Source organism: Chryseobacterium sp. FG46 (assembly GCF_057809135.1).
This window is the reverse complement of record NZ_JBMDJJ010000001.1, coordinates 61,312-75,573: the sequence shown is the minus strand read 5'-3', so window position 1 is coordinate 75,573 and position 14,262 is coordinate 61,312. Positions and strand designations below refer to the sequence as shown.

Genomic DNA, 14,262 nt, shown 5'->3' with positions numbered 1-14,262 from the left:
ATTAGAAGTTAGCATTAATACCTAAAGTAAACATTCGTGCTCTAGGATAAATTGAGTTATCTACTCCATCATTAAATATTTCAGGGTCAATGTTTTTATATTTCGTTATTGTAAAAACATTCTGAGCAGCAACATAGACTCTTAAAGAAGCATTGTTTCCTATGAATCTATTGAAGGTATATCCTAATGTTACATTATCCAGTTTCAAAAAGCTTCCATTTTTCACATAGTAATCAGACATTTTCTGGGGTTCAATAAAATGAGTTGTATTAAAGTCTAAAGGGCTATTATTTATCGTATTATCAACCGTGTTATTAATATTTCCTAAATGAGCTCTATCTGCAGAAATTTGATCATATACATAATTTCCCAAGCTCATCCTCCATCCCATTGAAAAATCCCAATTTTTACCAAAAGTAGCATTGGTCATCAATCCCATTGTAACATCTGCCTGAGGTTTCTTGTAATTATATTTATCTGCACTTGTGATTTGCCCATCACCATTCCTGTCTACATAAGCACCTTCAATTGGTTTTCCATTAGCATCGTAAACCTGTTGGTACACCCAGAATGCATAAGGAGAATATCCTTCTCTGAAAGTCTGAACAAAACCACCTAAACCAACACCTCCTTTATCTATACCATTCACTTCAAGCTCTTTGATATTAATTTTATTGTAAGATAAATTATAATTAAAGTTTAAAGTGAAGTTTTCTTTTTTCACAGCCTTTATATCCAACCCGAGATCAATACCCCTAGACTGAAGTTTTCCGATGTTTTTAGGTCCTATAATTCTTAAATTTTCCAAAGGTCCTTCAGGAACAATTGACAATAGGTCTTTAGTATCTGCCAGATAAAAATCTAATGTCCCTTTTATCCTGTTATTTAAAAAACCAAAATCCAATCCTACATTATACTTTAAACTTTCCTCCCATTTAAGATTCTGATTATAACCGTTTGCTTTTGCAATTTCGTAGAACTGATTCCCAAACTGATAATATAAGGTTGTTGAAGTATTATAGGTTTTGAAATAATCATATCTATAAACCCCAATATCCTGCTGACCGGTTTTCCCAACACTCGCTCTTAATTTTAAATCAGAAATACTGCTGTTTCCTTTTAAGAAATCTTCTTCTGATATCTTCCATGCTGCAGCCACTCCCCCAAAATCACCCCATCTATTATTCTTACTAAAACGGGACGAACCATCTCTTCTGTAATTAATAGTAAGCAAATATTTATTAGCATATCCTAAGTTTAATCGTCCGAAGAATGCCTGTAAATTCACATCCGGTTTAGAATCCGGATTATAAAAATTATTGGTTGGATCTAGTTCATATAATAATGTATTTCCTGATGCAGAACTTACTTTATGATAGTTCTGATATTCATATCCTCCCATAGCTTCAAGATTGAATTTTCCAAAAGTTTTGGTATAATTCAATTGAACATTGGCATTTTTATTAAGAATACTTTCGTCTGAATAAGAGTCTTCTCCATAAAAATCAAACACATTATTTACTGAAAAATAACCTGTCCTTGAATATTTATTAGTTACTACATGACCATCCAATTCTTTACTGTCTAATCCAGCGTTCACAATTAATCTCAGATCAGGAAGGAAGTGAAACTTATAATCCATACTGATATTACCGAAAAATCTTCTGAAATTCTGGACATCATGTTTATTTCTAAGCATACTCACAGGATTTGAAGTCCCGAATGATTTAGGAACCTTAACCCCTCCTATTAAGTCATATCTTGTCCACTCCGTATATCCTCCAAATGGCGAAGCTGAATCAAACACTGGTTTTGTAGGATCATAAGAAAGTGCATTTTTTATAGCATCTTCATTGGCTTTATTCTGGAAAGTATAAGAATAGGTACCTGTAATATTAAATTTCAGATGATCATCAAAGAAACTGGGGCTTAATGCAATATTTGCCGTTGTTCTTCTGAATCTGGAAGTAATAAGTAATCCTGAATTATCCATATTATCAATGGAAAAACGAGTAGGAACTCTTCCGAACAAACTTCCGGAAACCGAAGCATTGATATCTGTAGTTACAGATGGTTTGAATATTTCTTTCTGCCAGTCTGTGTTGGCTAAACCTAGTAAGTTAGCTTTTCCCGGTACATACTGATTGATGATATTTCTGAATTCATCACCAGAATATACATCGATTTTTTTAGCAAGAGTATTCACTGTTGCAAATGCATTCAAAGCAACTCTAAGCTTCTTACCACCTTTCTTTGTGGTAATCAATATAACCCCGTTAGAACCTCTAGAACCATATATAGCAGTAGAAGCAGCATCCTTTAGTATTGAAAATGATTCAATATCATTAGGATTAATGGTAGATAAAGACACCCCATCTAATGGTAGTCCATCTACTACCAACAAAGGATCATTATTAGCATTCAGCGAGGACCCTCCTCTGATCCTTATTGTGGCTTCATTCCCAGGTGTTCCTGACTGGGTAATCACTAAACCTGAAGACCTTCCGTTAATCAATCCTTCAGCAGTGGTTACAGCACCCTTGTTAAAATCTGCTGTAGACAAAGCGGTAATTGATCCAGTCAAATCCGTTTTTTTCTGCTTCCCATATCCTACTAAGACAACTTCCTCTATTTTTTTCTCCTGAGGAAGAGAGTCCTTTTTCTGCGCATGTATTACTGTACTGGCCAGTAAAAAAGCGGGCGCGATTTTTAATACTGTTGTAAAATTCTTCACAATCTTATTTTTTTATAGTTTCGTTTTTCAGTCATATTTTGGCCTAAAGCCAGACTTGCAATTTAAAAAAAAAATAGAATTATCATAAATTTAATATAATTTTAGTTAAAATTATGTATATTACGAAACCCATTTTAGTTAGTTTTTTAAATTCCAATATTTTACAACGTCTTATGTATTGCATACCATTTGTTTTAATTTAAGAAAATGTTAAACAATTGTTTAACTTAATTTCATATTCAGTCTTTCAAATTTGCATTCTGGAGCATAATAACACCTTCAATAGCGGTATTCAGCAGATATTCCTTATCTTTGCAGTCAAAACTTTACTATAAATGTCAAACAGAAAGATGATTACGGCAGCTTTGCCTTATGCAAACGGGCCGGTTCATATAGGACATTTGGCAGGTGTTTATATTCCTGCGGATGTTTACGCAAGATTTCAGAGAAGATTAGGAAAAGATGTAGCGTTTATCTGTGGTTCGGATGAGCACGGGATTCCTATTACCATAAGAGCTAAAAAAGAAGGAGTAACTCCTCAGGATATCGTGGACAAATATCACGAAATCATTAAAAAGTCTTTTGCTGATCTGGGAATTTCATTTGATGAATACTCCAGAACAACGTCTAAAAAGCATTATGAAACCAGTCAGGACTTCTTCAAGGTTTTATACGAAAAAGGAAAATTCACAGAAGAGATTTCTGAACAGTATTTTGATGAGCAGGCAGGAGAATTCCTTGCCGACCGTTATATTGTAGGAACATGTCCTAATTGTGGTAACGAAAATGCTTACGGAGACCAGTGTGAGAAATGCGGTTCTACCCTTTCTCCTTCTGAGCTGATCAATCCGAAATCAATGCTTAGCGGAAATGTTCCTATCCTTAAAGAAACCAAAAACTGGTATCTGCCATTAAATGAATACGAAGATTTCTTAAACGAATGGATTATTGAAGGCCACAAAGACGACTGGAAGCCTAACGTATACGGACAGGTTAAATCCTGGTTGAATGACGGTCTTAAGCCTCGTGCGATGACCAGAGACCTTAACTGGGGAGTTCCGGTTCCTCTTCCGAATGCGGAAGGAAAAGTATTATACGTATGGTTTGATGCTCCTATCGGGTATATTTCTTTCACCAAAGAATGGGCAGAGAAAAACGGAAAAGACTGGAAAGACTACTGGCAGAATGAAAACAGTGACCTGGTACATTTTATCGGAAAGGATAATATCGTATTCCACTGTATTATTTTCCCTTCAATGATGAAAGCACATGGAGATTATATCATGCCTAAAAACGTTCCTGCTTTTGAATTCCTGAACCTTGAGAACGATAAGATCTCAACGTCAAGAAACTGGGCGGTATGGGCTCATGAATATGTGGAAGATTTCCCCGGACAGCAGGATGTTTTAAGATATGCTCTTCTTTCATCTGCTCCGGAAACAAAGGATAACAACTTTACATGGAAAGATTTCCAGACTAAGAATAATTCTGAATTGGTAGGGATCTTCGGAAACTTCATCAACAGAGTTGCTGTTCTTATTCATAAATATTATGACGGTGTTGTTCCACAAGGAGATGCAAACAGCCCTGAACTGCAGGAAATAAGTAAATCTGCAAAAGAAATTTCAGGATTCCTTGAAAATTACGAGTTCAGAAATTCATTAACAGCCTTAATGAACCTTGCCCGTTTTGGAAACCAGTATCTTCAGACTGAAGAGCCTTGGAAAACCATTAAAGATAACCCGGAAAAAGCGGCTCAATCTTTATTCGTTGGAGCGCAAATAGCTGTTGCTCTGGCTCAGTTATGTGAACCTTTCATGCCTTTCAGCTCTGACAAATTATTGAACATGTTCAATGTTGAGAAGAAAGACTGGAACACTATTGAAAACCAATCTGTATTAATTGAGACAGGTCATAAAATCAATGAATCTTCCCTTCTTTTCTCAAAAATTGAAGACGATGTCATCGAGGCTCAGATCCAAAAACTGGAAAACACAAAACAAAACAATAAAAAAACAAACCCTAACGCAAACCCTATGAAAGAGGAGATCACGTTTGATGACTTTACTAAAATAGACCTTAGAACAGCAACCATTACAGAAGCTGAAAAAGTAGAAAAAGCAGACAAACTATTAAAACTTACTGTAGATACAGGAGTAGATGTAAGAACTGTTGTTTCGGGGATTGCAGAAAGTTTCACTCCTGAAGAAGTAATTGGTAAGCAGGTCATGATCCTTCTGAACCTTGCGCCAAGAAAGATCAGAGGAATTGAGTCTCAGGGAATGTTATTATTAACAACAAAGCCAGACGGAAAATTATCTTTCGTAACACCGGACGACAGCAATGTTGAAAACGGTATTGAGATCGGGTAATTAAAATCCTTATAAAGATCACAGGCTGTTTCATTAGAAGCAGCCTTTCTTTTATATACAGCTTATGGTCAGTAAAAATGTTTTAAGAAAGCTTTCCAATCAGGAATTGGAGGAATATTTAAAGGAAGGCAACCGCTTTGTTCCGGAGGCTGTTCAGGCAGCTTTTGAAATTCTGGAAGAAAGAGGACGTGTTTTCAGTGAAATGGAAAAAGCAGCTGTTCAGCAATTGATTTAGAATAAACAAGAGGTTGAAGAAGCAAAATTTACAGAAGAACATGAACTTTGGAAAGATCATATTACCGAGGATACGAATGCTGTTAAACTTTTTCCAAGAGACCTTATTTTACTGGCTGGAGGAATTTTGGGAACTATTCCAGGAGCTTTATTGTTAGGACAGAATTTTATTAAGCTTAAAAAATATGGAGCTGCAATTTTGACATTTATTTTCGGAATTGTCTTTTTGCCTATTCAGAATTTTTTAGTTCCTGTCATATATAAGGAAAGTACACAAGGCTTTTTTACTTATAGAAAAAGTCCGGAATTTTTCATGGCTGCTGTAGGTGCTTTAATTTTACTGGTATTCTGGGTGTTGTTTACACCAAAAAAGCTGCCTTACAGAGCAGCTTCGTATATTTTTCCTTTGATTATTTGCCTGATAATGTCAGCAATTATCATCAATTATCCCGAATGGTTTTCCGGTTATCTTTTAGTCAGTTTTGCCAGGTAAGAATCTTCGTCTTTCAATACTTTTTCTATTTTGAAGCCGTTATTTTCAGCCGCATTTTTCAAAGTATTGAAATCAAGGTACAGCCAGGTAATCGGTTCTTCAGATTCGCCTTTATAATGAACTATATACTCCAGTTCTCCGTAATATCCGCCTGCAGGAATATACACTCCTCCATCTTTATCACGGTCAAACATATAAAGGATATCCGTACTGTCGATCAGGATCTGTCCTTTATCATTGAGTAAAGTATGCAGTTTCTGAAGATAGGTATCAATTTTTGCCAGACTTTCAAAAACTCCGGTACCGTTCATCAACAGTAAAATCGTATCAAAAGTCTCTCCTGAAAAGTCAAGCATATTTTCGCAAACTGCCTTTTTAATCCCCCTCAGCTTACAAACCTCAACAGATTTTGGTGAAATATCCAATGCGGTCACCTCAAGATTTCTTTCATTCTGAAGGTATAAAGAATGAGAACCTGCACCCGCTCCGATATCCAGAACTTTTCCTTTGGATAAATGCAGTGCTTTCTGCTCAATATCATTCATTTCTTCAAAATCTCTGAATAAATAATCCACCGGAAGTTCATCCAGCTCAGAAATTGATGTTTCAGTCTGCAGATCCTCCGGATTTTCATTGTGGTAATAATCCCAGATCGCTCTGCCCATTAAATCTTTCATAGTGCAAAGATAATAGTTCAATGTTCAATGTTCAAAGTTTTTAGTTGAATGTTACAGGTTTGCGAGATGCGGTTACGAGTTTCCAGGTACAAGATGCGGTGTAACTACAACTTTAAACCTTAAACCCTCCCACTCTCAAACTCAAAACCCCGAATCTCTGCCATCTACTCCATCGATTCCTTCTCCTTATGTCTGTCTGCCTGAGATTCATTTTCTGCTACGCCTGCTTTCCAGTAAGAATAAGCGTGCAATTCCTGGGAAGTCCAGTTTTTCTCTTTTCTCAGATAAGTACGGATTTCTTTTACACTTGAAAACTCACAGGCAACGTAACCGAATTTTGAAGTTTCAGGAATCTCAATACTTTTTACTGCATGGGCAATTTCACTGCTGATCTGAGGCTGCGCATTGTGCAGCCACTTAAAATCAATCTGTGCTTTGGTTTCAAGCAGCTGTTCGTCTTCTTTTCCATGAACTTCAATAATACAGGTTCCTTTTGCTGTTTCTGGAAGTGTTTCCAAAATAGCACTGATCACCGGAATGGCCGTAGCATCACCTGCCAGCAGATACCAATCAGCTGCCGGATATAATTCTTTTCCTTCCAAACGCATCATCACTCCCAGTTTTGAACCCGTTTCAGCTTCTCTTACCCATCTGGAGGCAGGGCCGCCATCTCCATGGTCTACAAAATCGATGATCAGCTCATTTTTTTCCAGATCAATTCCTCTGTGGGTATAAGTTCTGATGGAAGGAGCCACTTCTTTTGGCGGATACGCCCACTGATGGTTTTCATCCAGCGTCGGAAAATGAATCTCATTGAGACCAGCCGGAGGAACCGCAATTTTATTATTATCACCCACCACAGTATTTTTGAATACCTGAACTTCCGGTGAGTAGAGATACACTCTGATAAAATGGTCAGTAATGTATTCTTTTCTGGTGACTTCGGCAACGATCTGCCCTGTTGAAATTTTAGCCATAACTGATTTTTTAAATTAAAATCCGGTTTCCGATCAAGCTCAGAAACCGGATTTGAAATACAATATGTTTTCAGATCAGGGTATTTTAAATCCCGATCATTTTTTTAAAATTCAAAAGTGTAGGAAAGGTTGAATGTTCTTCCTCTGCCTTTATAATTAAACAATTCCGGAAGGCCGTAAGTAGCATATAAAACCTGGGAACGTTTGCTCCAGATCGTCTGATAATCGGTATTAAACAGGTTCTGAATTCCTAAGTTGAATTTTCCCCAGTTGAAACGGTATCCCATCATCAGATCTGATGTATTGTAGCCCTCAACAACATTATTAAGCTCGTCTTTCTGCTTGAAATTCTGTAACGACTGGAATCTGAATGACCAGTTCTTAATATTATATCCGAGATACGTCACCAATTTTGAAGGGGAAGCATTGTAAATCTCCTGTTTCAGCCATTCTCCTTCTTTGCTTACTTCAGATTTGATCAAAAGTCCGCTGGCACCGAAATACACTCCATTGCTTAAAGAATAAGAAACCTCAGCTTCAATTCCCATGTTTCTTAATTTCAAATCATTCACAAGGATCTGGAAGGTCTTTTTATCTACAGCAACCGTTTTGTCGGAATTACTCAAAAATCCGGCAATCTGAGCTCTTAAACCTCCTCTGTTCACACGGTACCCTACTTCAAACTGATTGGTTTTGATGGCCTGCAGCGGCTGTTCTTTAACATTGATGCTGGATACAACATTCCAGCTGGTTCCCACAAGCTTATACTGCCCGATACCATAAAACTTAGCCGGATCCGCTAAACTTGCTCCCTGGGAAAAAGTTCCCCAAACCTGATGCTGTTCATTAAATTTGTATAATAACCCTGCATTAGCTAAGGTTACATTATAAGAACTTTCACCTCCCGGAATTGCGGATGCTGAACTTCCATAGCCCATTGCAATTTGGGTCTGCTGTTCAGAACCTACAAAATCATCCATTTTTACGTTGATGTGCTGATAACGGATTCCTGCGTTTAATTGTAATTTTGGAAAAATGTTATATTTTGCCTGAACATATCCTGCATAGCTCTGTGAATGATTGGTCGGATATCTTCCCAAGCTGTATTTTGTTTCATTCACTAAACCACCGCTGGACATTGTTTTGGCAATATCATAAACGGATTGTGTTCCTTCAAACTTTTCAAAATCGAAATCTGCTCCGTACGTAACATTTAAGCCTCTCCATGATTTGGATAATAAAGCTTTAATCCCGGAATAATAAGTATCCTGCTGAGAAGAAGACATATAAGGTATTTTTCCCGTCTGTAAGGTAACATTTCCCGGGAATGGATAGAATCCTAACTTTTCACCTCGGGTAGCCAATTGCACATATACATCCTGTCCGCCTAAAATTCTGTTTGCGTTATAAGCTACAGTTGCCATATAACGTTCTGTACCTACATTTTTATCAGATGAAAACCCATCTCTCATCTCGAGTAATGAAGCATTTTTTGTTGTAAAAGCACTTAAATTTTCACCTAAAAATAAACTTCTGTCTCCATTAAATTTAGAATTGTAATACTGAACAGACGCTGTTATTTTATGTTTATTGTTAAACTGATATCCTCCGGTAGCCAGGATATCAATAGACTGGTTATACTGAAGGTCAGTCTGGGTAATATCGGTAAAAAGCTGTTTCTGATCTGCTCCATACACACCTCCGTTCTGCTGATAAGCTACTCCCAATCTTCCAAAGAACTTGTCTCCTTTAGCGGCAATGGATTGTGCGGCACGGAAATCATGGTCATCTTTTCCCATAAAACCTGAACGTACTCCTAATTCTGTCTCTCCACTGATTCCTTTTTGGGAAGGTATTTTTGTAATAATATTGATGATTCCTCCGGTGGCATTTCCTCCATAAATTGAACTGGCACCTGAAAGCACTTCAATTCTTTCAATATTAAAAGGATCAATGGCATCCAACTGGCGGCTGATCGCACGGATACTGTTCAGAGAAACGCCGTCTATCATCACCAAGGCAGAACGTCCTCTCATATTCTGACCATAATTGGTTCTTCCCTGCGGGCCAATATCCATGGAAGGAATCAGAATCGACAACATTTCTTTGATAGGAACTCCGCTTTTCGCCTGTTCCTGAATTTTTTCTTTCTGTACTACCCAGACCGTTCCCGGAACTTCAGAGATTTTTGTAGGTTTTCTGGAGGCTACGATTACCACATCTTCAATACCTTTAGAGGCAATAGAATCTTTTACGGTCTGGGAAAGCATTAGTCCCGAAACTAAAAGACCTATGAATGCATACTGCTTTTTCATTCTTTCTATTCAACGTTTTATGACTTCACAAAGATAATTCTTATTTAGAAAGAATAAAAATAAGAAATTATGAAATTTTCCTTTTTTTTTTGATGGAAGAAGGAAGATGGAAGCTGGAAGTTATTGATGACCTGTAAATCAAGACAAGTTCTAAGAACCTCTTTTGGAATAAAAATGTTAAATTAAAACAAATAGTTATAAATCGTCTTTTAGAACTTCCCTCTTCCAGCCTCCAGCTTCCCTACTACAATTGTAAAATCCCAGCCCAATGAAGGACCAGGATTTTACTGGTGAAAAACAAGGTATTCTTTATACTGCAGGCCCTGCAGCATCTTTTATCTCTTCCAATAGTTTTTTTCTTTCACGAAGTCTTCTTCTTGCAATAACGGATTTACCGCCAAGAACTCTTACAAATCTGAAATACTGAAAACGTTTGGCACCAAAATGATGGGTAGCAACATAAATAAGCACTCCAAATCCGACCAGAATAATATATCCAAATATCTTTTTGGCAGCTATGATGACCGCATTGAGCTGGATGGCTTTCATATTAGCGGCTACATTTTGAGGAGTAACCGCTATGCCATCCATATAAACGGCAAGATCACCAATTGCTGTAACCTGAAAACGGTACTGAAACCATGAATAGAGTGTTGAAAAAATTCCTACGGCAAGGAAAGTTCTCCAAACCAATACAAGTCCGATGGCTGCCAGCATTTCATCCATTTCAAGCTTATCCAGCGTATAAAACCATACGGAAATAAACAGTGAACACATTCCATAACCTTTTAAGAACATCGGCAGATACCAGTTGTCATAACTGAACTCCAATACCATTGAAAAATACATGATAATGGCATATCCTACCATTGCGGCAAAACCAGAAAAAATGTACATTTTCAAAGGTTTTTCTTTTTTAAACCAGATAATGGCAATGATTCCGGCTAAAATAATTCCGGGAATCATCAGCAAACTCAGTCTGGTATTCGTCAATTGATCATATCCTAAAACTCCCACTGCAAAAGTATTCTGAATAGAAGCAGTTCCCAGAAACATTCCCAGCCAGAAAAGCATGAATAAGCCGTGCTGCACATTATTTTTTGTGAAAATTTTAAATGAAAGGTAGGGGCGTTTTAAAGTCAACTGACGGATAGAAAGCAGTGCAAAACTTACAAAAGCGGCAATACTCGCATTCATTATATTCTGGGAATTAAACCAGTCCTGCTGTCTTCCAAATGAATACACATACGCCGAAAACATAAATGTGGAAATGAAAAGCAAAATACTCAGCCAGTCAATATAATGCAGGGGAACTTTTAACGCAAAATATTTATTATGCATAAAAATCCAGTGTATTAAAGCTAAAATAAAGCATAAAACGGCTGTGAGCAGGTAAAATTGCTGCCAGTTATAAAGAAGGGCAAACTCAGCCGCATAGTAGGTAGCTACCTGGTTCATTACCAGAACGAAGGTATAGAAAGCTCCGTAAAATACTCCCCTGTTTCCGATCATAACCATCAATGGCAGGAAAAGCTCTATGGTAACCATCATTTTCATAAAACCAATCAATAAAGAAGTAAAAATAAAAATCATGGGCTGTAAAGTGGTCCCATTTACGTAGCTCAGCACTCCTAAAAGTACCAGGAGCAAAACCATCTTATCTCTTACTTTGAATCTCATTTTGATTCTGAGAACAACAGGCATACAGGCTCCCATCCCAATGGTAGTGGCGTAATTGGCCCACATAAAATACTCTGTCATGGCTCCGGTACCGCTTACCAGAGAACTGATATTTCCGGTATACACCCCACCGATTGGCATTACCACAGCAAGCAGTAATACAATCAGCAGCAGCTGTACAGGTTTGGGTACCCAGTCGTTATATAATCCTTTGTTGTACATTATTTTTAAGGGAATAGATTTCAGATATCAGATAACAGACTTTCATCATCAGCCTTATTTTTCCGCAGCATAGGTCCGGAATCTGATATCTTCCATCTTTTAGTCTTTATTAATATTCACATTCATATTCATTCCGGCACTCAGTTTATCCAGATCTTCTTTTTTGTTGGAAGCTGTAAACTCTATTCTTACAGGGATTCTCTGCTGTACTTTAATAAAGTTTCCGGTAGAATTGTCTGTAGGTACACTTGAATATCTTGATCCCGTAGCTGCAGAAACTGCTGTTACCACTCCTTCGAATTTTTTTCCTCCCAAAGCATCAGCCGTCATGGAAATTTTTTCTCCGACTTTGATATTCGGCATCTGGCTTTCCAGGAAGTTGGCAGTTACCCACTTCTGACCATTCAGAACAATCGTGGCAACCTGCTGTCCAGGTTGAATCAACTGACCTTCAGAGATTGTTCTTCTTCCCATTACTCCATCATAAGGCGCTGTAATAACAGTATACGAAAGATTAATTCTCGCCATATCCAAAGCAGATTTTGTTCTTTTAATTTCAGCATCATTAATTCCCAATCTGCTTTTTACTTCGGTAGTGGAAAGGTTGGCAGATTGTTTTTGGTTCACTAAGGTTTCATAAGCAGCCTTTTGCGCATCATATTCGGTTTTCACCTGATCATATTGCTGTCTGGTAACTGCTTCGGCTGCCAGAAGGTTTTTATATCGGTTTAAATTCTGTTCAGCATTCCATAATCTTGCTTTTGCTCCTGAAATATTAGACTGCATGACGTTGATATTGTTGGAAACCGTATTCACGGAAGAGCTGGTGGCTGTTTTTTGTGCCATCGCATTCTGATAAGCTGCTTCTGCCTGCCCCAGTTGAGTAAGTATTTCACGATCATCAAGTATTACCAGAGTATCTCCTCTTTTTACACGCTGATGTTCAATGAACCTGATTTCTTTGATATAGGCAGAAACCCTGGTGTTGATAGGATTGATAAACTCTTCTACCTGTGCTGCTTCCGTATAGGTTTTATTTCCGATATGGAAATATTCACGTATTAACCAGAATAACCCGAAACCGATCACCAGAAAAACGATGATATTGGAGATGATAGCTCTGATTTTATTGGTTTTATTTTTCTTTTTTTTATTCTCTGCGGTGGATGCTGCCGGATTTGGTGTTGTATTTTGAGTGGTTTGTCCCTTGTTTTCCATTGTATTGATTTTCAGTTTTAAAAATTAAAGTGTTCCTGTAGATTTCAAAAGGTTGTAGTACTGATACAGAACATTGATTTCAGCGTTGGCATAATCAAGCTCTGCCTGCAGTTTTTGGTTCTGCGCATCAATCATTTCTGCCTGTACAGCCAGTTGATTCAGATATTTGGCTTCCGTAATTTTATAATTTTCTTCCGCCAGTCTTTTGGAATCATTCAGAATATCAGCCTGCTGAATCGCTTCCTGGTATTTGGTATAGGCTGCATTCACTGCCATATCTACATTCTGCTGAACCAGAGTCAGTGCGTCATTCGCCTGATTCTTTTGTAGTTCCCCTAATTTTACTTTCTCTTTTGTTTTATAAAGCGTATCAATGTTGTAGCTCAAAGAAACCCCTGTCTGCCAGCCCCCTGAATACATATCCAAAACAGGATTTCTTGTCGTGACAGGTCTTTGCAGCGTATATCCGCCAAATCCGGCCAGTGTAGGTGAATTGTCTGTTTTGATGATTTCAATATTTTTACCTGCAACAGCAATGTTTTTTTGAGCAGATTTCAGCAATGGATTGCTTCCGTGAGCAAGATCTCTGTAATACTCCATACCGATTCCGGATTCTTTATTCTCCAGGCTTTCTGTAGGCACGATCTCCGTATCGGAAGATAATCCCAAAGCAATGTTCAGATTATAATTAAGGATTTTTTTATTGTTGGTAAGGGTAAGAATTCCCTGATCAAGATTTTTGATGGCCAATTCTCCACGAATGACCTCATTTCTTGTGACCATTCCCTGCTGATAGAATTTCTGGATATTTTTCAGACGTTCCTGAGCCAGTTTTTTATTATTCTGAAATACCTCTTCCTGATTAATGATTTTATAGACATCCAGATAATTGGAAATCACTAAGAATTTCACATCCTGTTTATTTTTCTCTAAATCCAGTTCGGAAAGCTGCTCACGAAGCCCCGCCATTTCGATAGATTTATTTACCAATCCTCCTTTGAAAATCAGCTGCGTGGCCTGTACCGCATACGAGCTTCCGTAATGCGGCATCGGAACGTTTGTAGAATTCGAAAAGTCTTTATCAATAGCGACTGCATCTCCTAAATAGAACTGACTTGTAGAAGCGGTAATCGTAGGAAGTTTCTGAAGCTTAACGACATTCGTATTTTGTTTTGCTATACCAATGTTCTGCGCAGAAACCTTGAGCTGCTGATGATTCTGAACAGCAAGTTCCGCCACCTCACCTGCGGTCATCTGTTTGATCTGTTGTGAAAAAAACAGCGCAGGAAAAGCTGCTATCAGTACAGATAGTGCTGTTTTTATTTTCTTTGTCATTTTAC

General features: G+C 37.7%; 10 protein-coding genes. 3 read left to right on the top strand and 7 right to left on the bottom strand.

Annotated features, from left to right (window positions below; translation table 11 throughout):
- Position 1: 1 nt before the first annotated feature.
- A complete protein-coding gene (locus ACODR7_RS00340; protein WP_488836335.1) occupies positions 2–2,734 on the bottom strand; it encodes a SusC/RagA family TonB-linked outer membrane protein in 2,733 nt (910 codons plus the stop codon).
- 335 nt (positions 2,735–3,069) lie between these two features.
- On the opposite strand from ACODR7_RS00340, the gene metG reads away from it, so the two are divergent.
- The 3 genes from metG (at position 3,070) to ACODR7_RS00325 (ending at position 5,833) form a co-directional block, all read left to right on the top strand.
- Positions 3,070–5,106, top strand: coding sequence for a methionine--tRNA ligase (metG, locus tag ACODR7_RS00335; RefSeq protein WP_488836333.1), 2,037 nt, complete (start codon positions 3,070–3,072; stop codon positions 5,104–5,106).
- Positions 5,107–5,170: 64 nt separating this feature from the next.
- Complete coding sequence (locus tag ACODR7_RS00330; RefSeq protein WP_488836331.1) at positions 5,171–5,341, top strand: hypothetical protein; 171 nt, start codon at positions 5,171–5,173, stop codon at positions 5,339–5,341.
- A 126-nt stretch (positions 5,342–5,467) separates the two neighbouring features.
- The gene (locus ACODR7_RS00325; RefSeq protein WP_488836329.1) at positions 5,468–5,833 is read left to right on the top strand and encodes a hypothetical protein; all 366 of its coding nucleotides are present in this window, start codon (positions 5,468–5,470) and stop codon (positions 5,831–5,833) included.
- On the opposite strand, the gene ACODR7_RS00320 is transcribed toward ACODR7_RS00325, so the two are convergent.
- From ACODR7_RS00320 to ACODR7_RS00295, 6 genes are all read right to left on the bottom strand, one after another.
- A complete protein-coding gene (locus ACODR7_RS00320) occupies positions 5,806–6,510 on the bottom strand; it encodes a class I SAM-dependent methyltransferase (RefSeq protein WP_488836328.1) in 705 nt (234 codons plus the stop codon). The genes ACODR7_RS00325 and ACODR7_RS00320 overlap by 28 nt on opposite strands.
- Before the next feature lie 164 nt (positions 6,511–6,674).
- On the bottom strand, positions 6,675–7,487 hold the full coding sequence (locus ACODR7_RS00315; protein ID WP_488836326.1) for a siderophore-interacting protein: 813 nt from the start codon (positions 7,485–7,487) through the stop codon (positions 6,675–6,677).
- A 104-nt stretch (positions 7,488–7,591) separates the two neighbouring features.
- On the bottom strand, positions 7,592–9,802 hold the full coding sequence (locus ACODR7_RS00310; protein ID WP_488836324.1) for a TonB-dependent receptor: 2,211 nt from the start codon (positions 9,800–9,802) through the stop codon (positions 7,592–7,594).
- 309 nt (positions 9,803–10,111) lie between these two features.
- Entirely contained in the window at positions 10,112–11,704 is a 1,593-nt protein-coding gene (locus ACODR7_RS00305; protein ID WP_488836322.1) for an MFS transporter, read from the bottom strand.
- A gap of 99 nt (positions 11,705–11,803) precedes the next feature.
- Positions 11,804–12,922, bottom strand: coding sequence for an HlyD family secretion protein (locus ACODR7_RS00300; RefSeq protein WP_488836320.1), 1,119 nt, complete (start codon positions 12,920–12,922; stop codon positions 11,804–11,806).
- A 24-nt stretch (positions 12,923–12,946) separates the two neighbouring features.
- A complete protein-coding gene (locus ACODR7_RS00295) occupies positions 12,947–14,257 on the bottom strand; it encodes a TolC family protein (protein ID WP_488836318.1) in 1,311 nt (436 codons plus the stop codon).
- Between the last annotated feature and the right edge of the window lie 5 nt (positions 14,258–14,262).